This window comes from Pseudocitrobacter corydidari, assembly GCF_021172065.1.
Taxonomy (GTDB): domain Bacteria; phylum Pseudomonadota; class Gammaproteobacteria; order Enterobacterales; family Enterobacteriaceae; genus Pseudocitrobacter; species Pseudocitrobacter corydidari.
This window is the reverse complement of sequence record NZ_CP087880.1, coordinates 3,425,234-3,450,643: the sequence shown is the minus strand read 5'-3', so window position 1 is coordinate 3,450,643 and position 25,410 is coordinate 3,425,234. Positions and strand designations below refer to the sequence as shown.

The following is a 25,410-nucleotide window of genomic DNA, read 5'->3' as shown; positions in this document are numbered from 1 at the left end:
GCGGCTGCGCCTTATCCGGCCTACAAATGAATTAATATCAACGTATTACGATGGTTTTGTTGGCCTGATATGCCGGGTGGCGGCTGCGCCTTATCCGGCCTACAAATGAATTAATATCAACGTATTACGATGGTTTTGTTGGCCTGAAATGCCGGATGGCGGCTACGCCTTATCCGGCCTACATGTACCGTAGGTCGGGTAAGCGCAGCGCCACCCGACACAGCAAGGCTCAATTCTGCAAAACCGATGACACCAGCAGCTGGGTATACGGATGATGCGGGTCGTCGAGCACGCGGTCGGTTAACCCACTCTCCACCACTTGCCCCTGCTTCATCACCAGCAAACGGTCCGCCAGCAGGCGGGCGACGCCTAAATCGTGGGTGACAATCACCACCGCGAGGTTCAGCTCCACCACCAGGCCGCGCAGCAGGTCGAGCAGGCGGGCCTGCACCGACACATCCAGCCCGCCGGTCGGTTCATCCATAAACACCAGCTTCGGATGCGTCACCAGGTTGCGGGCAATCTGCAAACGCTGCTGCATGCCGCCGGAAAAGGTGGTCGGCAGGTCGTCGATCCGGTTGGCGGGAATTTCCACCTCTTCCAGCCACTTCTGCGCGGTAGCGCGAATATCGCCGTAATGACGTGCCCCGGTCGCCATCAGCCGCTCGCCGATATTGCCGCCTGCCGACACCTGGCGGCGCAGGCCGTCGAGTGGATGCTGATGCACCACGCCCCATTCGGTGCGCAGCAGGCGACGGCGGTCTGCCTCGCTCATGCCATAGAGGAAACGGTTTTCATAGTGAATCTCCCCCTGTTGCGGCGTCAGACGCGCGGAAATTGATTTCAGCAGCGTGGTCTTCCCGGAGCCGGATTCCCCGACAATGCCCAGCACTTCCCCCGGCCATAAATCAAAAGAGACATCGCTAAAGCCTTTGCCCGGCGCGTAAAGGTGGGTCAGGTTATTGACCGAAAGTAACGGTTGATTCATTGGCTTTTCGCCTCGCTCTGTTGGCGGCAATAATCGGTATCGGAGCAGACAAACATGCGGTTTCCGGCGTCATCCAGCACCACTTCGTCGAGATAGCTGTGGGTCGATCCGCAGATGGCGCATGGCTCATCCCACTGCTGAACGGTGAACGGGTGATCGTCGAAATCGAGACTTTCCACGCGGGTAAACGGCGGCACCGCATAGATGCGCTTCTCACGCCCTGCGCCGAACAGTTGCAGGGCGGGCATCATGTCCATTTTCGGGTTATCGAATTTCGGGATCGGCGACGGGTCCATCACGTAGCGCCCGTTCACCTTCACCGGATAGGCGTAGGTGGTGGCGATATGACCGAAGCGGGCAATATCTTCATACAGCTTCACCTGCATCACGCCGTACTCCTCCAGCGCGTGCATGGTGCGGGTTTCCGTTTCGCGCGGCTCGATAAAGCGCAGCGGTTCGGGGATCGGCACCTGGAAAATAATGATCTGATCTTCGGTCAGCGGCGTTTCGGGGATGCGGTGGCGCGTCTGGATAAGCGTCGCATCGTCCGTACGTTCAGTGGTGTTCACCCCGGTCACGCGCTTAAAGAAGTTACGGATCGACACGGCGTTGGTGGTGTCGTCTGCGCCCTGGTCAATCACCTTCAGCACGTCGCTTTCGCCAATCACGCTGGCGGTAAGCTGAATACCGCCGGTTCCCCAACCGTAGGGCATCGGCATCTCGCGTCCGCCAAACGGCACCTGATAGCCGGGGATCGCCACCGCTTTTAAGATAGCGCGGCGGATCATGCGTTTGGTCTGCTCGTCGAGGTACGCAAAGTTGTAGCCGCTCAGATTAGCCATGGTTCTGCTCCTGTTGCAGACGTTTGAGTAGCTCCAGTTCGGCCTGGAAATCGACGTAGTGCGGGAGTTTGAGGTGCGAGACAAAGCCTGCGGCTTCGACGTTGTCGGCATGCGCCAGCACGAACTCTTCATCCTGCGCCGGGCCTGTCGCGTGCTCGCCGTAGTCCGGGGCTTGCAGAGCGCGGTCGACCAGCGCCATCGCCATCGCTTTGCGCTCGCTCATGCCGAACACCAGCCCGTAGCCGCGCGTGAAGTGCGGCGGCTCATCCGGCGGGTCGATAAAACCGTTGACCATTTCACACTCGGTCATCAGCAGTTCGCCGACGTTTACCGCAAATCCCAGCTCTTCCGGCACAATCGACACGTCGATGTAACCACTGCGGATTTCGCCCGCGAACGGGTGGTTGCGCCCGTAACCGCGCTGGGTGGAGTAAGCCAGCGCCAGCAAATAGCCTTCGTCGCCGCGCATTAACTGCTGCAAACGGGAAGAACGTGAACAGGGGTAAACCGGCGGCGTGCGGGTGATGTCATCCGGCTGTGCGCCGCTCTCTTCTTCAAACTTCGCCAGCCCCTGACGCGCCAGCAGGCTGAAAACGTGCGGCGACGGGGATTGTTCGCTGTCGGCGGTGGTCAGCGTCGGCGCTTCACCATTTGCCAGCAGGGTGAAATCGAGCAGGCGATGGGTGTAGTCGTAGGTCGGGCCAAGCAGCTGGCCGCCGGGAATATCTTTATAAACAGCGGAGATACGCCGTTCGAGACGCATCCCGGTGGTGTCGAGCGGCTCGCTCACCGCCAGCTTCGCCAGCGTGGTGCGGTAGGCGCGCAGCAGGAAAATCGCTTCAACGTTATCGCCGCTGGCCTGTTTCAGCGCCAGCGCCGCCAGTTCGCGGTCGGCAATGCCGCCTTCGGTCATCACGCGATCTACCGCGAGGTTAAGCTGCTGTTCAATCTGGGCGACGCTCAGTTCAGGCAAATCGGTATCGCCCCGGCGTCGGCTCTCTTGCAGGGCGTGGGCGGCGTCGATCGCCTTCTCGCCCCCTTTCACGGCAACGTACATCAGCACACCTCCACATGAGTGGTTCGCGGAATAGCCAGCAGGCGCTCGCCGCAGGTCAGGATAAGGTCGATGCCGAGCGGGAACGGGTGCGGGCGCTCGGTGAGTTCGTGCAGAATGCACTCCGGTAGCTGCGGGGCGATCATTCGTTCTTCGGCAATACCCGCACCGGTGAGGCGCAACATGCGCCCGCCGCTCAGGCTGGCGACCTGTAAAATCAGCGTCGCACCCGCTTCCGGCGCAACGGCGGTGCCGGTGGAAAGGGCGTTGAGCTGTTCGCTGGAAATCGCCTCATCCGTTACCGCGAAGGTCGCCTGTTCCGGTTGATTGACCAGCGGCGCGTTGGTATGAAAACGCAGGCTCTGGCTGACGATATCGTTACTTAATGGCGCGGCAAGCCACACCGGCGTGTCGTTATCGGCCAGCGTGAGCAGCACGCTGGTGGTGGCGATATTCAGCGGCTGCCAGCCGCGCTTGAGCTGATGCAGGGCGACAATCACGCCCGGCTCGCTCATGGCCTTTAACAGGCGACGAAAACTGTGCTGGGCATCCTGCACGGGAAGCATAAAAGCGGTTTCCAGGGTCATGCGTTGTCTCCGCGAACCATCGTAAAGAAGTCGACCCGGCTGGCGTTCACTTCGGCCTGGCGTGCGGCAATGCGTGCCATACGGTCAGCGTCCAGCGGGGCAATAAGGGTTTCTGATAAGTTTTGAAAATGGCGAGATTGCTGCATCAACGCGTCAATCAGCGCGCAGCGTTCGGCGTGCTGTTTGTCGCGCCCCAGCACCCAGCTGTAGCCGAGGGTGCCGTCAGTCAGGCGTACGGCGGCGCGGGTGAGCGTGGCGTCGCCGGCAAAAAAGCGTTCGCCGGTGCCGCCCATTCGCGCCTGAATCTGCACCAGGCCAGTTTCGGCAGTGCGGATCACTTCATAGTCGGCGGTGATGTTCAGCGCGTTCAGGCGGGCTGCCAGTTCAGCCGGTTGGCTGTGCGCCAGCACGGACATCCAGTGCTGGCGGGTCGCGGTATCTGCGTGCATTCAGTGCTCCATAGTGAATTCAATCATGTCGGCGCGCGTCAGGCTGACGGAGTACTCCGCCGGGCTGCTTTCACCGTCACGGTGGTTAAGGGTGCGCACGCACAGCAGCGGCGACATATTCGGGATTTCAAGGCGCTGGCACTCTTTGGCCTGGGCGCGGCGGGCGCTGATCCGCGTCTGGCTGCGGCGCAGCGCAATCCCCGTTTGCTCGCGTAGAAAATCGTGCAGCGAGCCGCTGTCGAAGCGTTGCAGCGTCGGCCAAAGGGTGAGGTCCGCAAAGTAGTGGTCGATTAAACAGAGCGCGACGCCGTTGACCCGACGCAGGGTGCGCAGGTGGATGACGTTCTCGCCCTCGGTAATCCCCAGTGCGTCAGCGACGTGGCCGGACGCGGGGCGCAATACCGACAGCAGTTTTTCGCTGGTGGGATGGCTGCCCTGGTCCAGCAGGTTCTGGCTAAAACGCGCCTGGGCGTTGAGCGGGTAATCGAACGGGCGCATCAGCACCAGCACGCCGACGCCCTGACGGCGCTGTACCCAGCCTTTTTCCACCAGTTGGTCGATGGCGCGGCGCAGGGTGTGGCGGTTCACCTCAAAGCGCGCTGCCAGTTGCTGCTCGGCGGGAAGATAGTCGCCGCAGCGGTAGTGTTGACGAAGCTCCTGCTCAAGTTTTGCGGCTATCTCCTGATAGCGTGTTGGGTAGCTGGTCGGATGTGTAGACAAGTGCATAGCTATCAATGCCTCGCTTATCAGATAAAGTGCTTACGCAACCGTTGAGAGAGGAAATCCAGCAGGCTGACCGTGACGATAATCAGCACCATCAGGGCGCAGGTTTGCTGGAACTGGAAACCGCGAATCGCTTCCCACAGGGTGACGCCGATCCCGCCTGCGCCGACCATGCCGACGACGGTCGCCGAGCGGACGTTGGACTCGAAGCGATAGAGGGAGTAGGAGATCAGCAGCGGCATCACCTGCGGCAGCACGCCGTAGAGGATCTCTTCCAGCTTGTTGGCGCCGGTGGCGCGAATGCCTTCCACCGGGCCAGGTTCAATTGCTTCTACCGCTTCGGAAAGCAGCTTGGAGAGCACGCCGGTGGTGTGAATAAATAGCGCCAGCACGCCAGCGAATGGGCCGAGACCGACGGCGACCACGAACAGCATGGCGAAGACCATTTCGTTAATGGCGCGGCAGGCGTCCATCAGGCGGCGAACGGGCTGGTAAACCCACCACGGCACCAGGTTTTCGGCGCTCATCAGACCGAAGGGGATGGAGAGAACCACCGCCAGCGCGGTGCCCCAGACGGCGATTTGCAGCGTGACGGCCATTTCGGTGAGGTAATCCTGCCACTGGCTGAAATCGGGCGGGAAGAAGTCGGCGGCGAACGTCGCCATGTTGCCGCCGTCTTTAATCAGCGTGAGCGGGGCCATTTCCGCGCCCTGCCACGAGACGACCAGCACGGCGAGAACAACGGCCCAGCTCAGAAGCGAGAACCAGCTACGCTTGGGTGGGGCGATGGTGATGGTTTGCATAGATTGCTCCGTTTTTTTGCCGGATGGCGGCGTTGCCTTATCCGGCCTACGGTAGGCCCGGTAAGCGTAGCGCCACCGGGCAAAGGGGTTACTGCACCGCTTTACTCACCGAACTCATCGCGCTTAACGCGTTGTTCAGGCGGTCCAGGTCATCCAGTTGCGCCTGAATCTCGGTGGTTTTCGCGAGCTTGTCCTGCTCATTCAGCCCTTTATTGCCTTTCACGCCCTGCATCTCTTTAAACAGCGCGAGCTGGCGAATCGGTACCAGTTGCAGGTCGCTGGAGGCGCGGAACGGGGCCCAGCCCAGGCGTTCCAGCACCGCTTTCTCTTCCGGCGTTTTGCCGTAGTTCATAAAGAAGTCGTAGATCTTGTCTTTGGTGGTTTCGGACAGATTTTTGCGCCAGACGATCGGATCGCCGGGGATCAGCGGCGACTTCCAGATCACTTTCAGTTCTTTCAGCTTCTCTGGCGCGGAGGTTTTCAGCTTGTCGAGGTTCTCGGTGTTGTTGGTGGCGACATCCACCTGCTTGTTGGCGACGGCCAGCGCGTTGGTTTCATGCCCGGCGTTGACGGTGCGCTTAAAGTCGCTGGCGGAGATATTGTTTTTGGCGAAGACGTAGTAGCCGGGGACGAGGAAGCCAGAGGTGGAGTTAGGATCGCCATTGCCGAAGGTGAGATCTTTCCGCTTGGCCAGCAGATCGTTCAGGTTGTTGATCGGGCTATCTTTGTTGACGATCAACACGCTCCAGTAACCCGGCGATCCGTCCGCCGCGACGGTCTGGGCGAAGACCTGGCCATTGGCGCGATCCACCGCTTCCATTGCCGACAGGTTGCCGTACCAGGCGATATCCACTTTATTGAAGCGCATCCCCTGGATAATGCCCGCGTAGTCCGGGGCAAAGAAGGCGTTGACCTTCACGCCCAGCTTCTTCTCCATATCCTGTAAAAACGGCGTCCATTGCGGTTTCAGGTTTTGCTGTGATTCCGTTGAAATAATGCCGAAATTCAGCGCCTTTTCCTGCTCTTCGGCGTGCGCCGGGGTTAACAGGGTGCTGAGGCTGAACATGCTGGTGAAGGCCAGCGAGGCAATTATCTTAGCGTTCATTCGTTTTCCTCAATGATGGGGATGTCAGGCAGCTTTCGCGTTCTCTTCGATGCGATTAATGCTGCGGTAGAGATGGTCAAAACGTTCGTTATCAAACTGTTGGCTGCTGCCGTCGTAGAAGACGTGCCCCTGGCGCAGGGCGACGATGCGTTCGCAGTAGCGCAGGGCGTAATCCACCTGATGCAGCGTGACGACCACGGTGATGCCGTCGTTCTGGTTGATGTCGCGCAGGGTGTCCATCACGATGCGCGCTGATTCCGGGTCCAGCGAGGCGATGGGCTCATCGGCGAGAATCACCTTCGCCTGCTGCATCAGCGCGCGGGCAATCGCCACACGCTGCTGCTGGCCGCCGGAGAGCGTGGAAACGCGTTGGTATGCAAAGTGCGCCATACCGACGCGGGTCAGCGCCTGTAACGCGCGCTGTTTCTGCTCGCGGGTAAACCAACTAAAACAGGTGCGCCAGAACGGCGTGCTGCCGAGCGCGCCAATTAGCACGTTCTCCAGCACGGTCAGGCGGTTCACCAGGTTGAATTGTTGGAAGATGTAGCCGGTATGGGCGCGGCTTTTGCGGATATCGCGTGCCAGACGGCCATTTTGCTGGACGGTACGGCCCAGCAGTTCGACGCGGCATTCTGGCTTTTTATCGCCGATAATCAGGCCGCTTAAGTGACGTAAAAGGGTGGATTTGCCGGAACCCGACGGCCCAAGCAGAGCCACCATTTCACCGTGATGAATGTTCAGATCAACCGCATGCAGCGCCTGATGCTGATTGAAGGTTTTGCTCAGTTGTTCGACGCGGATAATCGTTTGCATGCTGGAGCCTCCCTAAAAAAGTGGCTCCATCGTGGCGAATTTTTGTGACAGTTGGGTTAAGCGTGAGTGACGTAAAGATGAAGAGTTAGGGTGAAAATGATGACAGCGGGAGGGCGTGCCTCCCGCAGAGTTATCCGCCAGGCTGTTTGACGACGTTGATCATCCAGGGCAGGCCGTAGCGATCGGTGACTTTGCCGAAACCGTGCGCCCAGAAGGTTTCCTGCCAGGCCATTTCGATCTGGCCTTCTGCCGCCAGGCTATCGAACCAGCGTTTCCCTTCGTTGACGTCCTGGGTATCCAGCACCAGCGTGAAGCCGCTGTAGCCGGTATTTCCGCTTTGCGCGCCGTCGCTCATCATGATGTCGCTTCCCGCAATTTTCAGGTTGGCATGGGCAATCGCGCTTTCAGGATAGGTTTGGCCGGAGGGGCAGCCGTCGCTGCTTTCCTGCGCATCTTTCGGCATTTCGCCAAAGGTGATTTTGTAGAGCAATTCCGCGCCCAGCGTCTGTTGATAGTAGGCGATGGCATCGGCGCAGTTTCCGGCGAAAGCAATGTAGGGACTTAACGGCATAATCGTTACCTCAGGTAAGAAGAGCCCATTAAGTGTAGTTCGAATTTTGTACAGATGAGGGTGGAGCGGGGATTTGTAGGCCGAATGCGGCGCGTGCGCCTTATCCGGCCTACCGATCGTGTGACAACAGATACAATTAGTTCTTTTTCACAAACTCAGATTTCAGCTTCATCGGGCCGAAACCATCGATTTTGCAATCGATGTTGTGGTCGCCTTCCACCAGGCGAATGTTTTTCACTTTGGTGCCGATCTTCAGCATCGAAGAGCTGCCTTTCACTTTCAGATCTTTCACCACGGTGACGCTGTCGCCGTCGGCCAGCAGATTGCCGTTGGCATCTTTCACAATCAGCTCATCGCTGTCCTGTGCGGGTTCAGCATCGTTCCATTCGTGGGCGCATTCCGGGCAGATATACATGCCGTTATCTTCGTAAGTGTATTCGGAATTGCATTTCGGGCAGTGGGGTAATGACATGGGGATTTCCTCAAAAGTGCGAAAGGGCAATAAGCCCCTAAAAACCGGCATAATGCCGCAAACAGTCGCTAATGATAGCGCAAAACCACACTTTTGTCGGCGTTATTCCAGGGAGGAAACAGAACCCCCTCCGAAGAGGGGGCGGGGGATGTTAGTGATGCGCGGCCTGAGAGACGCTCGCGGTGGTGCTGGTTTCCGCTGCGGGAACCTTGCCGAAACGTCTGGCGTAAAGCGCGGTGATGATAGGTACCAGAATCGCCGTGACGATGACGCTTGCCGCGACCAGCGCGGTGGCAGAGGCGGCAACCGGAGCAAACGATGGGTTAATCTGGGCGATAATCACCGGGTTGGCGACTGCCGCACCTGCCGCGGAGGAGGCCGCAATGCCCGCCGTACCGTTACCACCGCCAATCACGCGGTCAGCAATAATCAGTGGAATACCGGTGATAACGATAACCGCAACGCCCAGGGCTATGCCCAGCAGGCCGGTGTCCATAATCACGCTCAGGTTGATGGTATTCCCCAGCGCGAAGCCGAAGAATGGAATCAGTACCGGCGTTGCTTTGCTGAAGAAGGCACGCAGATCGTGGTCCAGGTTACCTAACGCGAAACCAACCAGGAACGGCAGTACGGCGCCGATAAAGTGATGCGGTTCGAAAGTGGCCAGGCCAGCGGAACCCAGAATAACCATGGTCATCAATGGGCCGGACTCCAGCGACATCAATACGAACGCGCCGGACTCTTCTTTCGTGCCATATTGGTTCATCAGGCTGGCATATAAGCCACCGTTGGTCATATCCATGGCGGAAACAATTGCCAGAACGGACAGACCCGCAAAGAATCCGGTCTGGATACCATTTTCTGGAATAAACATCGCTGCAATCAGTGCCACGATCCAGGCGACGCCAATTTTGGTCAGTACCAGCGTACCGGATTTACGTAACACCGTTCCGGTTGCGCGTAAGTCAATTGAAGCACCGATACAGAAGAACCAGACTGCCAGAATCGGCACCGTTCCGCCAATCATGCCTTTCGTGAATGAACCAAAGTATTCGCCGGTGTTTGGCGCAAAGGTATTTAATACGGCACCCAGCAGTAAAGGGATCAGCATCATCCCGCCAGGGATTCTTTCCATTGTGGCTTTAATTTTCATATTACATCCTCGCTTCTCATCTGAACGACGACGGAAGAGGTTAAGAATAATAATTTCAACCAGTTACCCGAGTCTTTCCTTTCGGGCATCTCTGTCCATGCGGCCGGAACGCGGTGGGTACAACGAGGGAGAAATTCTCCCTGAAAAGCCCCGTGGTGCTGTTCCTGAAACTATGATGCATTTGCTGGAATTATGATTCAATGAAAATAAAACAGTGTTTTAGTTATATCGATCACATATTTTGATGAAATCTTATCCTCTGCACGATGAGATAAATCGGCTGTGAAAACTTTGTGAATTTATATGGTGAGATTTATCTTAAATAAATAATACTGCGGGTAATTATTTCGAGGGTTATTTGACATTTTTGGGTGTGTTTTTGGTAACAATACCGAGCCGCGCTTTGACGGAAAAATCCATTAAGATTGAACTTATTTACGAATATCGACTCAACTTAACAACAGCGTGCATTTATTTGCGAAGTTGATCACAAATTTAAACGCTGGTAGGGTAAAAGGCCTGAGTCCAAACCGGAACCGACATTCCGGGGATTTTTTAACCACCTGTAATTAGCCAGTACAGGCGTCAACAGGTTTGATTGCACCGGTAGCTTTCGGCACTCTATGAACCCTGAGGAGTGTAACGCGAAGCTGTCACCCCCAAATGCGCTCCCGCGCAAGGGGCGCGCTAGCAGTACAAGCAAACCTGCTACGCTTGATAAACAGGAGTCTGCATTTTCCCGACTCCTCCGTACACCATGCGAGCAGCGCGCTGTTCGACTCCACAGGGTGTGCGTTAACGGCGAATGTAAATGAGGAATACCCATGCTTCGAAGGAAAAAAGTAAAGCCGATCACGCTCCGTGATGTCACGATTATCGATGATGCCAAGCTCCGTAAAGCCATCACTGCGGCCTCGCTTGGTAATGCTATGGAATGGTTCGACTTTGGTGTGTATGGCTTTGTGGCTTACGCCTTAGGTAAAGTCTTCTTCCCGGGCGCCGACCCAAGCGTGCAGATGATTGCCGCGCTGGCGACGTTCTCCGTACCGTTCTTAATTCGCCCGTTGGGCGGTCTGTTCTTTGGGATGCTCGGCGATAAGTACGGGCGTCAGAAAATCCTGGCGATCACCATCGTTATTATGTCGATCAGTACCTTCTGTATTGGTCTGATACCGTCATATGCGTCTATTGGTATCTGGGCGCCCGTCCTGCTGTTGCTGTGTAAAATGGCGCAGGGCTTCTCGGTGGGCGGTGAATATACCGGGGCATCAATCTTTGTTGCCGAATATTCACCTGACCGTAAACGCGGCTTTATGGGCAGTTGGCTTGATTTCGGCTCCATCGCGGGCTTCGTACTGGGCGCGGGCGTAGTGGTGCTGATCTCCACCGTCGTGGGTGAGGAAAACTTCCTTGAGTGGGGCTGGCGTATTCCGTTCTTTATTGCGCTGCCGTTAGGGATTATTGGCCTCTATCTGCGTCATGCGCTGGAAGAGACGCCAGCGTTCCAGCAGCACGTTGAGAAACTCGAACAGGGCGACCGTCAGGGTTTACAGGACGGGCCAAAAGTTTCCTTTAAAGAAATCGCCACTAAACACTGGCGCAGCCTGTTGGCGTGTATTGGTCTGGTTATCGCGACCAACGTCACCTATTACATGCTGTTGACCTATATGCCGAGCTACCTGTCGCATAACCTGCACTACTCAGAAGATCATGGCGTGCTGATTATTATCGCCATCATGATTGGTATGCTGTTTGTGCAGCCGGTTATGGGGCTTTTGAGCGACCGTTTTGGTCGTCGTCCATTTGTCATTATTGGTAGCGTGGCGCTGCTGGTGTTCGCGATTCCGGCCTTCATTCTGATTAACAGTAATGTGATTGGCCTGATTTTCGCTGGTCTGCTGTTGCTGGCGGTGATCCTCAACTGCTTTACCGGCGTAATGGCGTCGACGCTGCCGGCGATGTTCCCGACGCATATTCGTTACAGCGCGCTGGCTGCGGCCTTTAACATCTCTGTGCTGATTGCGGGTCTGACGCCGACGCTGGCGGCCTGGCTGGTGGAAACTTCACAGAACCTGATGATGCCGGCTTACTATCTGATGGTGATTGCAGTGATCGGCCTGATTACCGGCCTGACCATGAAAGAGACGGCTAACCGTCCGCTGAAAGGCGCGACGCCTGCCGCATCGGATATCGAAGAAGCGCGAGAAATTTTGCAGGAGCATCACGATAACATCGAGCATAAAATCGAAGATATCGATGCCGAAATCGCGACCTTGCAGGAGCAGAGAACGCGTTTGGTGCAGCAGCATCCAAAAATTAACGAGTAATCATTCGTTCATCATCAAGCCGGGTAGACGCGAGTCTTACCCGGTTTTTTTTTGGAAACATTTAACAAGAATATTCATATGTTCCCGCGACTTTTTAAATCGAATATTATTCATGCTATGGATGTGTGCATAATGATTTATTTATAGTAATTAATTTTTTAACCCAATGGTTTTCTATTTATTGCACAGTCGACAAAAAAACGTAATTCACTTTGCCCGAATGGCTAAACTCCCCGATAATGCGCCTGTTTATAATTTTAATATGGCGCAATTATATATATGCTAAATTTATTTATTGGCTTGGATATATACACCGGGCTTTTATTATTGCTTGCTCTGGCATTCGTCCTGTTTTACGAAGCAATTAATGGCTTTCACGATACGGCCAACGCGGTGGCGACGGTTATCTACACGCGCGCGATGCGCCCACAGTTGGCGGTGGTTATGGCCGCTGCGTTCAACTTTTTTGGCGTGCTGTTAGGGGGGCTTAGCGTGGCTTACGCCATTGTGCATATGCTACCGACGGATTTGCTGCTGAATATGGGCTCTTCGCATGGGCTGGCGATGGTCTTTTCAATGCTGCTGGCGGCAATCATCTGGAACCTCGGCACCTGGTTTTTCGGCTTGCCGGCGTCCAGTTCGCATACGTTGATTGGCGCGATAATCGGGATCGGGCTCACCAACGCGATTATGAACGGCAACTCCGTAGTGGATGCGCTGAATCTGCGCGAAGTCACGAAAATTTTCACCTCCTTAATTGTCTCGCCGATTGTCGGCCTCGCGCTGGCGGGCGGGTTGATTTTTCTGCTGCGTCGCTTCTGGAGCGGCACCAAAAAACGCGCCCGTATCCATCGCTCGCCGGAAGAGCGTAAAAAGAAAGGTGGCGTGCGCAAACCTCCGTTCTGGACGCGAACCTCGTTGATTGTCTCAGCGGCGGGCGTGGCGTTTTCTCACGGCGCGAACGATGGCCAGAAAGGTATTGGCCTGGTGATGCTGGTCCTGGTTGGGATTGCGCCCGCCGGGTTTGTGGTCAATATGAATGCGTCGGGTTACGAAATTGCCCGTACTCGCGATGCCATCAACAATTTTGAAGTGTTTCTTGAGCAGCGCCCTGAGCTGCTGAAAACCATTACCACAACGGAGCAGCCGGTGGCGACTGCGCAATCGGGCGATGTGCAATCCAGCGTATTCCACTGTCATCCGGCAAATACCATGGATGCCTTTGAACGCGTTAAAACCCTGCTGGCAGGCAATGTGACTAACTACAGCGCCTTAGAAGTGGGGCAGCGTAGCCAACTGAGGCGCATCATGCTCTGCATCTCCGATACGGCTGAGAAAGTGGCGAAGTCTGAAGGAGTGAACCGCAATGACCAGCAGATGCTGAAAAAACTGCGAAGCGATATTCTGAGCACCATCGAGTACGCGCCCATCTGGATAATTATGGCCGTGGCGCTGGCGCTGGGTATCGGGACAATGATTGGCTGGCGGCGCGTGGCGATGACCATTGGCGAGAAGATCGGTAAGAAAGGCATGACTTACGCTCAGGGCATGTCCGCCCAAATTACGGCGGCGATTTCTATCGGCCTGGCGAGCTATGTTGGGATGCCGGTCTCCACAACGCACGTGCTCTCTTCTGCGGTGGCTGGCACGATGCTGGTAGATGGCGGTGGGTTGCAGCGTAAAACGGTGACCAGCATCCTGATGGCGTGGATCTTCACGCTGCCAGCGGCCATCTTTTTATCCGGGGTGCTTTACTGGATTGCGCTTCAGCTTATCTAAATTGTTTGGGTTAAGCCCGGTCTACCGGGCTTAACGGGATTATCAGACGTTCGTCAGCGGGATATAACCCCGGCTTTCCATAAAGCGCATCACCGCGTTTTCTGCGTCGTTCAGCACTTCATCCAGCGGTTTATTGGCATCAATATCGATCAGCTCGGCACCGTTAAAGGTCAACTGCGGTGTGATGGCAATCTTCCGCGCCAGCGATTCCCGCTTGTGATCGGGTTTCCGCGCGCAGGCCACTTCAAGGTCAACGTTCAGTTTAATCACTAAATCAGGCTTATAGCTCGCCATCCAGTGGAACGCTTTGCGTTCAAGCTCTGCCAGCCAGGAGACAAAACGGCTGCCGGTAATATTTGGCGGAAAAACGGTACCGTCGTAAGCGCCGGGGATTTGCGCCTGCGGGTAGCGGTCGGTTAACACGATCAGCCCCTTCTTGTGGCACGCCAGCATATGGCGAAAGCGCAGCAGGCGGCGTGCCACAAAAGCGGTAATCACCAGCGCGGGAATGGGGCCGGGCAATTTTTTTGCCGTTTTCACCTGGTTGCGTTCGATGGTTTTATGCAGCGATTTTCCCATTAAGGGAAGTTTTGTGACGGCGCGGCCAACGTTGCCCGCCTGTTTTCCTAAATGCACCTGTTCGGCGGGGCCATATTTTTGTACGGTTTTAATCAGGCGTTCACAAACAGTGGATTTGCCGGAGCCATCACTGCCAATAACGGCAATAACCGGAGGAGTTATTGACTGCATAAATATATCCCTTATTTAATATATTCACATTAAATATTATTTTGATAAATGTATTTAGATACGGCGATAGTTTATGTCGCGCGGCCATTTAATTATTGTCACGACAATGACGAAAAGATATTCTGAGCACAATGCCAGTAATATACAATCATTTCTTTAATAATGGGTTTTCCATGGGCCAATATAATATCCGAAAGGTTAATCCACCTTTTGTCAGAGTGATTGCCATAGTCGGTTGTGATGGTTCCGGGAAATCCACGCTGGCGATGGCGCTACTTGAAAAGCTGGCCCCGAAAATGCCTACGCAATTATTGTATCTGGGGCAATCTTCCGGGCGTATTGGCGAATGGATTTCGCAACTGCCGATTATCGGCGCGCCGTTTGGCCGTTATTTACGCGCCAAAGCCGCCAAAGTTCACTACTTCCCCTCGCAACCTCCTGGCAACGTGAGTGCGCTGGTTATCTTTTTACTCTCCTGCTGGCGGGCCTGGAAGTTTCGCAAAATGCTGCGCCAAAGCGAGCAAGGATATCTATTGATAACCGACCGCTATCCGCAGGGGGAAGTGCCCGGTTTTCGCTTTGATGGCCCGCAACTGGCAAAGACGGAAGGCGGCAACGGCTGGGTGTGTATGCTCAGAAAAAAGGAGCTGAATCTGTATCACTGGATGGCCTCTTATATCCCTGTGTTATTGATTCGCCTCGCGATTGATGAGCAAACGGCCTTCAGCCGCAAGCCCGACCACTCACTGGCGGCGCTGCATGAGAAAACCAGCGTTATCCCTACGCTTAACTTTAACGGCGCGCCCATTCTCGAGCTGGATGGACGTCAGCCCGCGGATGAAATCCTCGCTGAATCATTACGTTCGATTCAGTCCGCGCTTTCCTGACGACCGCACCTGATTGTGACGAACTCAAGAGTAAATACCATGGAAACGACCAACCTCACTCAGGCCGCAATGCCTCAGACCGAATGTATTCCCGGCCTGATTGCGGTGGTGGGCTGTGATGGCACCGGTAAATCAACCCTGACCACGGATCTGGTTAAACAACTGCAAATGCAATGGGTCACCGAGCGCCGTTATCTTGGCCTGCTTTCAGGAGAAGACGGTGTCAAAATCAAAAAGTTACCGTTTATTGGCGTCTGGCTTGAACGGCGTTTGGCCGCCAAGTCATCAAAGACGCAGAGCATGAAAAACCGCTCGCCAGCGATTTGGGCCGCGTTGATTATGTTCGCCTTTTCGCTTCGTCGGCGCGTGAAATTACGCAGGGTTCAGCAACTGACGCAAAGCGGCGTGCTGGTGGTGAGCGATCGCTTTCCCCAGGCTGAAATCTCCGGTTTTTATTACGATGGGCCAGGTATAGGCATTGAGCGTGCAACGGGGAAAATAAAGCAGCGGCTGGCAGCGCGCGAGCAGCAGCTTTATCAGCAAATGGCACGTTATCAACCGGAATTAATTATTCGACTGATGATTGATGTGGAGACCGCGTTTTCGCGTAAGCCCGATCACGATTATGAAGAGCTGAGGGATAAAATCGGCGTAATGTCGAAAATTCAATACAACGGTTCACGCATTATCGAACTGGATGCGCGAGCGCCTTATGCCGAGGTGCTTCAAAAAGCATTAGCCGCAGCATCGACGGTAGCGGCTATTTCAAAACGTCAGCGTGTCGAACATTAATCTAAAAATCATTTGATTTAATTATAAATGCGATGGGATTAATTCCACGCTGAATATAAAAAGCCTGAATGGACTGTTGTTATAACAATGAAAAATTGGTTTTCTGATGGCGCGTTTCGCACCATTATTCGCAATAGCGCCTATTTAGGCTCCAGTAATGTGGTCAGCGCCCTGTTAGGGCTGCTGGCGCTCTCCTGCGCCGGGAAGGGAATGATGCCCGCGATGTTCGGCGTGCTGGTGGTGGTGCAGTCTTATGCCAAATCGATCAGCGATTTCATCAAGTTTCAGACCTGGCAATTGGTGGTTCAGTACGGCACGCCCGCGCTGGAAAATAATAACCCGCAGCAGTTTCGTGATGTGGTGTCGTTTTCCTTTGGCCTGGATATTGCCAGCGGGGCCGTTGCTATTGTCGGCGGAATGGCGCTGCTGCCGTTTCTCTCTCATTCCATGGGGCTGGATGCGCAAAGTTTTTGGTTAGCCATGCTCTATTGCACGTTAATTCCCTCCATGGCGTCATCCACGCCGACCGGCATTTTGCGTGCGGTTGACCGCTTTGACCTGATTGCCATTCAGCAGGCGACCAAGCCTTTTCTGCGCGCCCTGGGCAGCGTGATTGCCTATTTCGGCGATTTTGGCTTTGCCGGGTTTGTGGTCACCTGGTACGCCTCCAATCTGGTGGGCGGCACTATGTACTGGTGGTTTGCCGCGCGCGAACTGCGTCGGCGCAATATTCATGACGCGCTGCGTCCACGTTTGTTTGAATCCGCGCGACGGATACCGGGCGCCTGGGGTTTTGTCTGGTCAACCAACATCGCGCACTCCATCTGGGCGGCGCGCAACTCCTGTAGCACCGTGCTGGTTGGTGTGGTGCTGGGCCCGGCGGCAGCGGGGCTGTTCAAAATCGCGATGACCTTCTTTGATGCGGCCGGCACCCCCGCCGGTTTACTGGGCAAAAGTTTTTATCCGGAAGTGATGCGTCTTGACCCGCGCACAAAGCGTCCGTGGATGCTGGGTATCCGCTCTGCGCTGCTGGCGGGCGGGATCGGCGTGCTGGTCGCGCTGCTGGTTATTCTGGTTGGTAAGCCGCTGATCTCGCTGGTTTTCGGAGTGAAATACCTCGAAGCGTACGACTTAATTCAGGTGATGCTGGCGGCCATTGTCATCTCGATGGTGGGCTTCCCGCAGGAGTCGCTGCTGCTCATGGCGGGCAAACAGCGCGCTTTTCTCGTCGCCCAGACGTTTGCTTCAGCGGGCTATCTCATTTTATTGATTGCGCTGTCGCATGTTTATGGCGTGATGGGCGCGGCCTTCGCCTACTTCTTCGGCCAGTGCCTCGATGTCTTGTTTTCGCTGGCACCGACGCTACGGGCCTATTTTCAGCGCCATTTACTGGTCTTTAAAGGATCGACGGAGGGCGGAAAGTGATAGAGAAACGTTTTGCACCTGAAGTGACCCAACGCCTCTTTACGGCGGTCGAAGAGGACGATTACGTCGACGCGCAGGTCAGCCTGCCGCCGGTGATTGATTTGCACTGCACGTCGGAAATCATTCAAAGCAACTATGCCTTGTGCCTGCAATTCTGGGAAGAGGGCGTACAGCGCCGGGATTTGCTGGATCTCACGTTGAAACAGGCGAGCGGTGTCGAGCTCTCTGCGGCAGAACGATTGCAGTACAAATACATGCGCGCGCGCTATAAACACCTGCGCTTCGCCCAGCGGTTGTATCTACAGAAGCACCAGGCCGGTTTCCTGTTTGGCAAAACGACGGTCTATCTCGGGCGCTTTCAGGACGGATTTCGTAATCAAAAGAAGGATGTCATTACCTTTTACGCCAGGTTGCTGCGGGTGTATTTGAGCTCGCCGATATGGGGGCTGGTGCGCTATCGCCTGCGCCATAGCAGGCTGGCGAGCGTCGACAATTTTGTCGCCTGTCGCCAGGCGCAAATGCAGGCGCTAAAGACGATTATTGCCAAACCGAAGCTCACGGGCCGGGAATTTCATGATGTACGGAAAATCATCAGCCAGCAGGTTTCATACTACGACACCCTGCGGTCAATTGACCCGGAAAACCGCGAAGCGCGGCAGGTCTCCCGTTTTTTAGCCGCCATTAATGGGCTGATGGGTGACAAGCATGATGAGATGGTGGCCGACGACATGGAAAACCGCCTGGCCTACGCGACGCCCGTGGCGCTGGATGAAGACATCCGCCAGCGTTTAGAGCTGCTACTCGCGCGCTTTCCGCTGTAAAAGGATGCACAACACGATGACGGATAATCGAAGGCGCGGCACGCGCGCCATTCTGTTGATAATGGCGTTGCTGTGCCTTCCCGGCCTGGCGATGGCGCACAATTTTGTCGTCGGTAAAGCCGTTTCGCCGATCGCCATCAGCGACGGCGGCGAATTGATACTGAACGACGACGATAGCATTCGCTATCAGTCCTGGAACAGCGCTCAGCTGGCGGGGAAGGTGCGCATTGTTCAGTACATCGCCGGGCGAAAGTCCGCGAAAAAGAAAAATTCGCTGCTGATTAAAGCCGTTGAGAAGGCACACTTCCCCGGCGATGTGTTCCAGCCCACCACTATTGTGAATACCGACGATGTCATCTTCGGCACCAGCTATTTTGTGCGCGGGAAGATTGAGAAAAACAAGCGTCGGTACGCCTGGGCACAGTTCATCATCGACGGCGGCGGCGTGGGGCGAAATCGCTGGCAGCTTCCGGAGGAGAGCTCTACCATTTTTGTCCTTAATCATCAGGGGCAAATCGTGTGGGCCAAAGATGGCGGCCTGACGGAAAAAGAGGTCAGCGAGGTGATTACGCTGTTGTGGAAGCTCATTTCGGAACAAGCAAGATCCGCGGCGAAAAATGAAACTAATTGAGCGTTACATCATGGGCGGAACCTGCCGCCTGATGCTGATCATGGTCGGCTTCTTGATCTTCATTTTCACCTGCTACTGTGCGCAACGCTATCTCACCGAAGCAGCGAACGGCACGCTGGCGCTGGAAGTGGTATTGAGCGTGGTTTTCTATAAAGTGCTGATTGCGCTGGAGATGCTGCTACCCGTCGCCTTGTATGTATCGGTGGGCGTGACGCTCGGTCAGCTTTACACTGACTCGGAAATCACCGCTATGTCTGCCGCAGGCGCCAGCCCGTTGCGCCTGTACAGGGCGGTCGTTTTTCTGGCTATCCCGTTGAGTATTCTGGTGATGCTGCTCTCGGTGTATGGCAGGCCCTGGGCGTATGCGCAAATCTACCTGTTAGAGCAGCAGTCGCAATCGGAACTGGACGTTCGCCATTTGCAGGCCAAAAAATTCAACGTCAATGACAATGGCCGCATGATCATGGCCGAGATGATTAACCCCACCTCGAATCACCTGAATGAAGCGCTGATTTACACCTCGGCAGGCGGCAAAACCAGCCTGTTTCGCGCGCAATCTGTAGATGTGATCGACCCATCCCCCCTGACGCCAACGGTGATGCTGCATGCCGGAACGGCCTACACGCTCGACCATGAAGGCAGCGACGATAACGAGCAAATATACCGTAATCTGGAATTGCATCTGAATCCGCTGACCCAGCGCATTGAAATTAAAAGAAAGGCCAAAGCGGCAGAGGTGCTGGCGATTTCTCCCGATCCGGCTGACCATGCAGAGCTTCAGTGGCGAAAAAGCCGGGGGATCACCGCGCTGCTGATGGCGCTGCTGGCCGTTCCCTTAAGCCGCGTTAAACCCCGGCAGGGGCGCTTTGCCACGTTAATCCCACTAACGCTGATGTTCGTCGCGATTTTCTATGGTGGCAATGTTTGCCGAACGCTGGTGGCGAACGGTGCGATACCGCTGACGCCTGGCGTCTGGCTGGTGCCTGTTCTTATGCTTTTCGGCATGCTGGTGCTGATGGCGCGTGACTTCTCCTGGCGACAGAAACTCTTCCGATGACTCTATTCAGCCGTTACCTGATTCGTTACCTTTTCACCGGTTTCGCGGCGGCGGCGGGCCTGCTGCTACCGCTGTTTAGCACCTTTAATCTGATCAACGAGCTGGATGATGTCAGCCCCGGCGGTTATCACTGGACGCAGGCGGTGCTGGTGGTGTTGATGACGCTCCCGCGCTGCCTTATCGATCTTGGGCCCTTTATCGCGCTGCTCGGGGGGATTGTCGGGCTGGGGTTGCTGTCGAAAAGCAGTGAGCTGACGGCCATTCGTAGCACCGGTTTCTCCGTTTTCAGGATTGCAATGGTGGCGCTATGCGCGGGCGTGATGTGGGCGGTGTCGCTGGGGGCGATTGATGAGTGGGTGGCCTCGCCATTACAGCAGCGCGCGCTGCAAATCAGAAACGTGGCGATGGCCGCCGAGAACGGTATCGATATTACCGGGAATGTGCTGTGGGCGCGCCGGGGTAATACCTTTATGACCGTGAAATCCCTGAACGAACAGGGGCAGCCTGTCGGCGTGGAGATTTTCCACTATCGTGACGATCTCACGCTTGAGTTCTACATCTATGCCCGCAAGGCGACCGTTGTGAAAGACGATAAGTGGGTGCTTCAGGATGTGCGTAAAAAACAGTGGAATAAGGGCAGGGAAACGATTGAAAGCAAAGCAAGTTTACCGTGGAACGCTTTTTTCACCCATATGAGCCTGGATGTGCTTTCGTTGCCGGGGAACACCTTCTCTATTCGCCAGCTCAATCATTACATTGCCTATTTACAGCAAACGCATCAGCCCAGCATGGAATACCGGCTGGCGCTCTGGCAAAAGCTGGGGCGGCCCATTTTGACGCTGGCGATGATTTTACTGGCGATTCCCTTCGCTTTCGTCACGCCGCGCTCGTCAGGGCTCGGCAGCCGTTTAGCCGTTGGCGGCATACTCGGGCTGCTGCTCTACATTAGCTATCAGATTTTGGTTAACCTGGGGTTATTGTTCAGCCTCAATGCGCCGCTAACCGCGCTGGTACTGCCGACGGTATGCGTAATGGTGGCGTTGCTATTAGTGCGGCGATACGATCGGGTGCGGTGAGTGGTTCAGCCATGCGGCGTGATACGCGCATGGCTGAACCTGGTTTCAGGATTTCAGCGTGGCGAATGCCTGAAGAATGGCATCGATCTCTTCATCGCTGTGCGCGGCGTTCATGCTACAACGCAGCAAGGTGATGCCGGCAGGCGCAGCGGGCGGCAGAATCAGGTTCACATAAACGCCTAATGTAATCAGTTCACGCCAGATCCGCAGACCCTCCTCTTTCGAACCGATAATTACCGGCACGACCGGGCTGATATGCGAGCCGAGCTGATAGCCCAGCTTTTCTAACCCTTCATACAGACGATGCGCGTTGTCCCACAGTTTTTGCCGCAGCGCGGGTTGGGTGGCGATGGTATGTAAAGCGGAACGCACGGAAGCGATGCTGGAAGGCGATGGCGAGGCGGTGAAAATATAGGGACGGCTGCCGTAGCGCAGCACTTCCATCTCTTTACCGCCAACGGCGAAGCCGCCGATTGACGCGAGGCTTTTACTGAAGGTACCGACGATGATATCGACATCCCGCTCAACGCCAACCGCTTCAGCCAGGCCACGACCATGCAGCCCCATGACGCCGAAGGAGTGCGCTTCATCCACGATCAAAAAGCCGCCCAGACGACGCTTGATATCGACAATTTCCGCCAGCGGCGCAACGTCGCCGAGCATGCTGTAAATGCCTTCGACGATGATGATGGCTTCATGCGCCCGCTCGCCCAGACGTACCATCCGGCGTTCGAGATCTTTCGCATCATTGTGGCGGAAGCGAATGATTTCCGCGCCGCCCAGCGTGCAGGCATCGTAGATGCTGGCGTGGCTGTCGGCGTCCAGCAGTACCACCGCGTTGTGGTCTGCCAGCGCGCTGATCACACCGAGGTTGGCGGTGTAGCCGGTTGAAAAGACGATCGCGCTCGGACGGTCAAAAAACGCAGCCAGTTCCTGCTCTAAAGCAAGATGCGGCCCATAGCTGCCGTTCGCCATACGAGACCCGGTGGTGCCGGTGCCCTGTGCGGCCAGCGCCGCCTGGCCCTCGGCGATAGCGTCGGCATTAAAGGTCAGGCCGAGATAGTTATTGGTGCCCGCCAGAATGACGCGCTGCGTGCCAATACGCCCCTGCGTGGCGGAGTAGACTTCGTCGATGCAGGTGCCGAATGGCGTAATGCCGGAGGTGGAAAACTGCTCGCGCTCGCTGGCGAGACGCGAAAACTTATCATACAGGCTCATTGCGGTTCTCCAGGAAAGGAATTAAGGCGTCGCGCAATTGCGCAGGCGTTCTGACATCCAGCAAGATGTTGATAGGTATGGAAATATCGAATTCATCTTCAAGCTCCATCAATAAATCCATCACCTTTATCGACTCCAGGCCCAGATCGTTGACGAGGTCACTGTCAGGCTTGATTTCCAGTCCCTTTTCGATCATCTCCCGCAAGCAGGAGAGAATGTAATCCATCACTCTTTCACGATTTACCATAGAAATGTTGCCACACCTGTTATGTAGAAAATCAAAATAGCCTGTGGTGTATTGCGTGCGTCAGGCTAATCCCTGGAGACCAGTTAAAATCGTCGACTGCGTTTTGAATATTGACCGACCAGTCCGGATGCGTGAGTTCGCAGATTTTTGACCGGGTAAGCATTGGTTCTTTTCCGGCAAGCTGGCTTAGCCGCGTGCTGATATCTGCCATAATTTGCAGCAGATAGAGCGGAACAGGGATTAATCGGACCGGGCCATGACGCGCGGTTGAGCCGATCTCCTGAAGATCCTTCCAGCAATAGCTTTTGTTGCCATCGCATAATTCGTAGGTATGCGCCTGCGGAACGTCACTGGATAACCACTGCGTAACGGCCTGCGCGAGGTCGATGGCGTGAATGAAGGTCAGTTTTGTCTCCGCCGCGCTGAGCTGGGGAAGTACGCCCCGCAGCATCCAGTCGAATAGCGGTTTGAGTTCTTTATCGCCCGAACCATAGACGGCGGTGGGGCGGAATATCCCCAGTGAGATACCCGCAGACATCGCCGCTAATTTCTGTTCGGCAATATATTTAGAGTTGGCGTACCACGAGAGTTCAGGATGCCGCGCCGCCAGCGAAGAGATAAACAGAAAGCGCTCGCAATATCCGCCTTCTTTTGCGGCCTGCAGCAGGCGCAGGCTGCCCATTACATTGCACTGGGTGAAGACGTCTTCATTATGCCCACGCACCTGACCCGCGCCATGAACGATATAACGCGCGCCTTTTACCAGCTCCGTGAGGGCGTTTCGGTCTTCCAACGAGCCCTGAACCCAGGTGAGCTGTTGGCTTGAATCATTACGCGGTGCGCGAGTTAAGGCGCGCACCGTAAAGCCGCGGGAAAGCAGACTGGCAAGAATATGCTTGCCGATAAAACCGGTTCCGCCGGTCACCGCGACCGTATGACTCATTGTACGTAACCTGCCACCGACGTTTGTTGCGGGCTGATGGTCTCGCCAGTTGGGGTTAAATAGCGTCGTTTAGCCTCGGCGCGTGCGGGTTTGCCGGAAGAGGTGCGCGGAATGCTGTGCGGTGGGACAAATTCGATGTCCGCCGTCACGCCGAATTCACTTTGAATGCGCGCGGTAAGCGCATGCAGCGTTTGCTGACGATGTTCTTCAGAGCTGATGCGGCATTGAATCTGCAACACAATCCGTTCCTGCGCGGTGACAAACGCAATGGCATTGCCCGAATGAATCCCCAGTTCTTTTTCCGCGACGTATTCAATATCCTGCGGCCAGATATTGCGGCCATGAATAATAATCAGGTCTTTTATGCGCCCGGTGACGTAGAGGTTGTCGTCCAGCAGATAACCCAGATCGCCCGTGTCCATCCAGCCGGTAGACTCAATCTCTTTTTGTGAGGCCAGGTCCTGGAAATAACCGCTCATCAGACTCGGCCCGGAAATATAGATATGACCGATTTCCTGCTCCGCCAGACGTTTACCCATTTCATTACGGATTTCAATAGCATGCCCGGGAAGCGCCTTGCCGCAGTTAACAAAGGTGGAGATGGCGCGTGTTTGTGCGGTGGGGGCAACAGCTTTACCTTTGCACTCAAGAATATCACGGTCAATCTCATGGACCTGCAATCCAGCCGCTTCGGCGGAGAAGCTCACCGCCAGCGCATTCTCAGCCAGGCCATAGCAGGGCATAAATGCATGAGGGTCAAACTGTGCCTGACGAAAGCGTTCGCCAAACTCGGTTAACTGCTGCCCAGGAATAGGTTCTGCGCCAATGCCCGCCACACGCCAGCAGGAGAGATCGAGTTCGGCCAGATCGCGATCGTTGACGCGGCGCAGGCACAGGTCGTAGCCGAAAGGTGGCGCAACCGAGACTGTGCAGCGGTTTTGGTTAATAAGCTTTAGCCACTGGAGCGGGCGCATAGCAAAATCTTGCGTACGCAAATAATCGACGGAGAGCTGCGTCGCGACCGGCGTTAACAGAAAGCCGACTAACCCCATATCATGATAGAACGGCAGCCAGGAGACGCAGCGATCGCTGGCGCGTAATTTTATTCCATCGTGGCTAATTACCTGTAAATTCGCCATAACTTCCCGATGCGTAATAATGACGCCGCGCGGGAAGCGCGTGCTACCGGAGGTGTACTGAAGATATGCAATATCATCGGGAGACGGTAGCGAGAGTTCGACCTCTTTTTCTGTCAGCGCATTAAAATCAGCATGACTTAAAATATGCAGAGAGGCGTTATCTATATTTCCCACATCAATTAATGAAAGCCATTCATCACTGCTAATAATGGCCGCGGGTTTACAACTGGCTAATAAACCCTGAAGTTTAGTGGTGTAAGAATCACGTTGTCCTACGCCCATTGGAATGGCGAGCGGAACGGCCACCAGACCGGCGTATTGACACGCAAAAAAGGCTTCGACAAACCCGGTACTGGTTTCGGCGATCAGCGCGACGCGTTCGCCTTTACGAATGTTCAGCGACAGCAACCGCCGCGCGCCTGCTTTTGCGCGTTGCTGCAGCTGGCGGTATTCCAGCGTGTTCTCAAGCTGGATACGGCGATCGTAGAAATACATACCGGCGCGACCCAGGGCTGCATAGTCCAACGCTTCCACCAGAGTAGGGAAGTCCGCATAGCGCATCGGCAGAGTATGAGTTGGGGTTTTGTTGGACATATACACCATGAATAATATTCAATTAAAAAGTTTCAGGATAATAAGGCGAAGGTAATATAGTTTATATTGTCATGAAAGGTAAAGTTTAGTGCGGTGTTTATTTTTGTCGTCTTAATGATATATTCACCGCGCGTAACGTATTAGCTTTATTTATTATTTTTATC

26 protein-coding genes are annotated in these 25,410 nt (G+C 55.3%); 9 read left to right on the top strand and 17 right to left on the bottom strand.

All coding sequences use genetic code 11. From position 1 onward, the window contains the following. Positions 1–229: 229 nt before the first annotated feature. The 12 genes from phnK to kdgT all read right to left on the bottom strand — a co-directional run bounded on the left by phnK (position 230) and on the right by kdgT (position 9,560). Positions 230–988, bottom strand: coding sequence for a phosphonate C-P lyase system protein PhnK (gene phnK / locus G163CM_RS16055; RefSeq protein ID WP_231825617.1), 759 nt, complete (start codon positions 986–988; stop codon positions 230–232). Then, entirely contained in the window at positions 985–1,830 is an 846-nt protein-coding gene (gene phnJ / locus G163CM_RS16050) for an alpha-D-ribose 1-methylphosphonate 5-phosphate C-P-lyase PhnJ (protein WP_000002284.1), read from the bottom strand. Before phnJ ends, phnK begins: the two co-directional genes overlap by 4 nt. After that, positions 1,823–2,887 carry an alpha-D-ribose 1-methylphosphonate 5-triphosphate synthase subunit PhnI gene (phnI, locus tag G163CM_RS16045; protein WP_231825616.1) on the bottom strand — a complete coding sequence of 355 codons (1,065 nt, stop codon included), beginning with the start codon at positions 2,885–2,887 and terminating at the stop codon, positions 1,823–1,825. Before phnI ends, phnJ begins: the two co-directional genes overlap by 8 nt. Then, the gene (gene phnH / locus G163CM_RS16040) at positions 2,887–3,471 is read right to left on the bottom strand and encodes a phosphonate C-P lyase system protein PhnH (protein ID WP_231825615.1); all 585 of its coding nucleotides are present in this window, start codon (positions 3,469–3,471) and stop codon (positions 2,887–2,889) included. The genes phnI and phnH overlap by 1 nt, the downstream gene beginning before the upstream one ends. Further along, on the bottom strand, positions 3,468–3,920 hold the full coding sequence (gene phnG / locus G163CM_RS16035; protein WP_000542796.1) for a phosphonate C-P lyase system protein PhnG: 453 nt from the start codon (positions 3,918–3,920) through the stop codon (positions 3,468–3,470). The genes phnH and phnG overlap by 4 nt, the downstream gene beginning before the upstream one ends. Then, positions 3,921–4,646, bottom strand: a complete 726-nt coding sequence (gene phnF, locus G163CM_RS16030; protein ID WP_001295387.1) for a phosphonate metabolism transcriptional regulator PhnF — start codon at positions 4,644–4,646, stop codon at positions 3,921–3,923. Between the two features lie 20 nt (positions 4,647–4,666). Further along, positions 4,667–5,446: a phosphonate ABC transporter, permease protein PhnE gene (gene phnE / locus G163CM_RS16025; protein ID WP_001193500.1), complete on the bottom strand. Its 780-nt coding sequence runs from the start codon at positions 5,444–5,446 to the stop codon at positions 4,667–4,669. 88 nt (positions 5,447–5,534) lie between these two features. Further along, positions 5,535–6,551, bottom strand: a complete 1,017-nt coding sequence (phnD, locus tag G163CM_RS16020) for a phosphonate ABC transporter substrate-binding protein (RefSeq protein ID WP_113859062.1) — start codon at positions 6,549–6,551, stop codon at positions 5,535–5,537. Between the two features lie 24 nt (positions 6,552–6,575). After that, positions 6,576–7,364: a phosphonate ABC transporter ATP-binding protein gene (phnC, locus tag G163CM_RS16015; protein WP_231825614.1), complete on the bottom strand. Its 789-nt coding sequence runs from the start codon at positions 7,362–7,364 to the stop codon at positions 6,576–6,578. Between the two features lie 130 nt (positions 7,365–7,494). Then, complete coding sequence (yjdN, locus tag G163CM_RS16010; RefSeq protein WP_015966276.1) at positions 7,495–7,935, bottom strand: VOC family metalloprotein YjdN; 441 nt, start codon at positions 7,933–7,935, stop codon at positions 7,495–7,497. A gap of 136 nt (positions 7,936–8,071) precedes the next feature. After that, positions 8,072–8,407, bottom strand: coding sequence for a zinc ribbon domain-containing protein YjdM (locus G163CM_RS16005; protein WP_015966275.1), 336 nt, complete (start codon positions 8,405–8,407; stop codon positions 8,072–8,074). 151 nt (positions 8,408–8,558) lie between these two features. Beyond that, positions 8,559–9,560, bottom strand: coding sequence for a 2-keto-3-deoxygluconate transporter (gene kdgT / locus G163CM_RS16000; RefSeq protein ID WP_231825613.1), 1,002 nt, complete (start codon positions 9,558–9,560; stop codon positions 8,559–8,561). A gap of 824 nt (positions 9,561–10,384) precedes the next feature. Between kdgT and proP the strand changes: the two genes are divergently transcribed. After that, positions 10,385–11,887 (top strand): glycine betaine/L-proline transporter ProP, encoded by a 1,503-nt coding sequence (gene proP / locus G163CM_RS15995; RefSeq protein ID WP_015966273.1) that lies wholly within the window; start codon positions 10,385–10,387, stop codon positions 11,885–11,887. Between the two features lie 279 nt (positions 11,888–12,166). Then, the gene (pitA, locus tag G163CM_RS15990) at positions 12,167–13,666 is read left to right on the top strand and encodes an inorganic phosphate transporter PitA (protein WP_231825612.1); all 1,500 of its coding nucleotides are present in this window, start codon (positions 12,167–12,169) and stop codon (positions 13,664–13,666) included. A 42-nt stretch (positions 13,667–13,708) separates the two neighbouring features. Here pitA and G163CM_RS15985 read toward each other — a convergent pair whose 3' ends face one another. Next, a complete protein-coding gene (locus G163CM_RS15985; protein ID WP_231825611.1) occupies positions 13,709–14,416 on the bottom strand; it encodes a dTMP kinase in 708 nt (235 codons plus the stop codon). Positions 14,417–14,589: 173 nt separating this feature from the next. Between G163CM_RS15985 and G163CM_RS15980 the strand changes: the two genes are divergently transcribed. The 7 genes from G163CM_RS15980 to lptG all read left to right on the top strand — a co-directional run bounded on the left by G163CM_RS15980 (position 14,590) and on the right by lptG (position 21,105). After that, entirely contained in the window at positions 14,590–15,303 is a 714-nt protein-coding gene (locus G163CM_RS15980) for a nucleoside/nucleotide kinase family protein (protein ID WP_231825610.1), read from the top strand. A 39-nt stretch (positions 15,304–15,342) separates the two neighbouring features. Beyond that, entirely contained in the window at positions 15,343–16,095 is a 753-nt protein-coding gene (locus G163CM_RS15975) for a nucleoside/nucleotide kinase family protein (protein WP_231825609.1), read from the top strand. Positions 16,096–16,182: 87 nt separating this feature from the next. After that, complete coding sequence (locus G163CM_RS15970) at positions 16,183–17,520, top strand: lipopolysaccharide biosynthesis protein (RefSeq protein WP_231825608.1); 1,338 nt, start codon at positions 16,183–16,185, stop codon at positions 17,518–17,520. After that, positions 17,517–18,341: a hypothetical protein gene (locus G163CM_RS15965; RefSeq protein ID WP_231825607.1), complete on the top strand. Its 825-nt coding sequence runs from the start codon at positions 17,517–17,519 to the stop codon at positions 18,339–18,341. Before G163CM_RS15970 ends, G163CM_RS15965 begins: the two co-directional genes overlap by 4 nt. A 16-nt stretch (positions 18,342–18,357) precedes the next feature. Further along, positions 18,358–18,972, top strand: coding sequence for a YtfJ family protein (locus G163CM_RS15960; protein WP_231825606.1), 615 nt, complete (start codon positions 18,358–18,360; stop codon positions 18,970–18,972). Then, positions 18,959–20,029, top strand: a complete 1,071-nt coding sequence (lptF, locus tag G163CM_RS15955; protein ID WP_231825605.1) for an LPS export ABC transporter permease LptF — start codon at positions 18,959–18,961, stop codon at positions 20,027–20,029. Before G163CM_RS15960 ends, lptF begins: the two co-directional genes overlap by 14 nt. Continuing rightward, positions 20,026–21,105 (top strand): LPS export ABC transporter permease LptG, encoded by a 1,080-nt coding sequence (gene lptG, locus G163CM_RS15950; RefSeq protein WP_231825604.1) that lies wholly within the window; start codon positions 20,026–20,028, stop codon positions 21,103–21,105. The genes lptF and lptG overlap by 4 nt, the downstream gene beginning before the upstream one ends. Positions 21,106–21,150: 45 nt before the next feature. On the opposite strand, the gene spt is transcribed toward lptG, so the two are convergent. Genes spt through G163CM_RS15930 form a run of 4 tightly spaced genes read right to left on the bottom strand, consistent with a single transcriptional unit; the run spans position 21,151 to position 25,246 of the window. After that, positions 21,151–22,323 (bottom strand): serine palmitoyltransferase, encoded by a 1,173-nt coding sequence (gene spt, locus G163CM_RS15945; RefSeq protein WP_231825603.1) that lies wholly within the window; start codon positions 22,321–22,323, stop codon positions 21,151–21,153. Then, entirely contained in the window at positions 22,310–22,570 is a 261-nt protein-coding gene (locus G163CM_RS15940) for an acyl carrier protein (protein WP_015966262.1), read from the bottom strand. The genes spt and G163CM_RS15940 overlap by 14 nt, the downstream gene beginning before the upstream one ends. Positions 22,571–22,601: 31 nt before the next feature. Further along, positions 22,602–23,513: an NAD-dependent epimerase/dehydratase family protein gene (locus tag G163CM_RS15935; protein WP_231825602.1), complete on the bottom strand. Its 912-nt coding sequence runs from the start codon at positions 23,511–23,513 to the stop codon at positions 22,602–22,604. Further along, on the bottom strand, positions 23,510–25,246 hold the full coding sequence (locus tag G163CM_RS15930; RefSeq protein ID WP_231825601.1) for a fatty acyl-AMP ligase: 1,737 nt from the start codon (positions 25,244–25,246) through the stop codon (positions 23,510–23,512). The genes G163CM_RS15935 and G163CM_RS15930 overlap by 4 nt, the downstream gene beginning before the upstream one ends. Positions 25,247–25,410 lie beyond the last annotated feature (164 nt).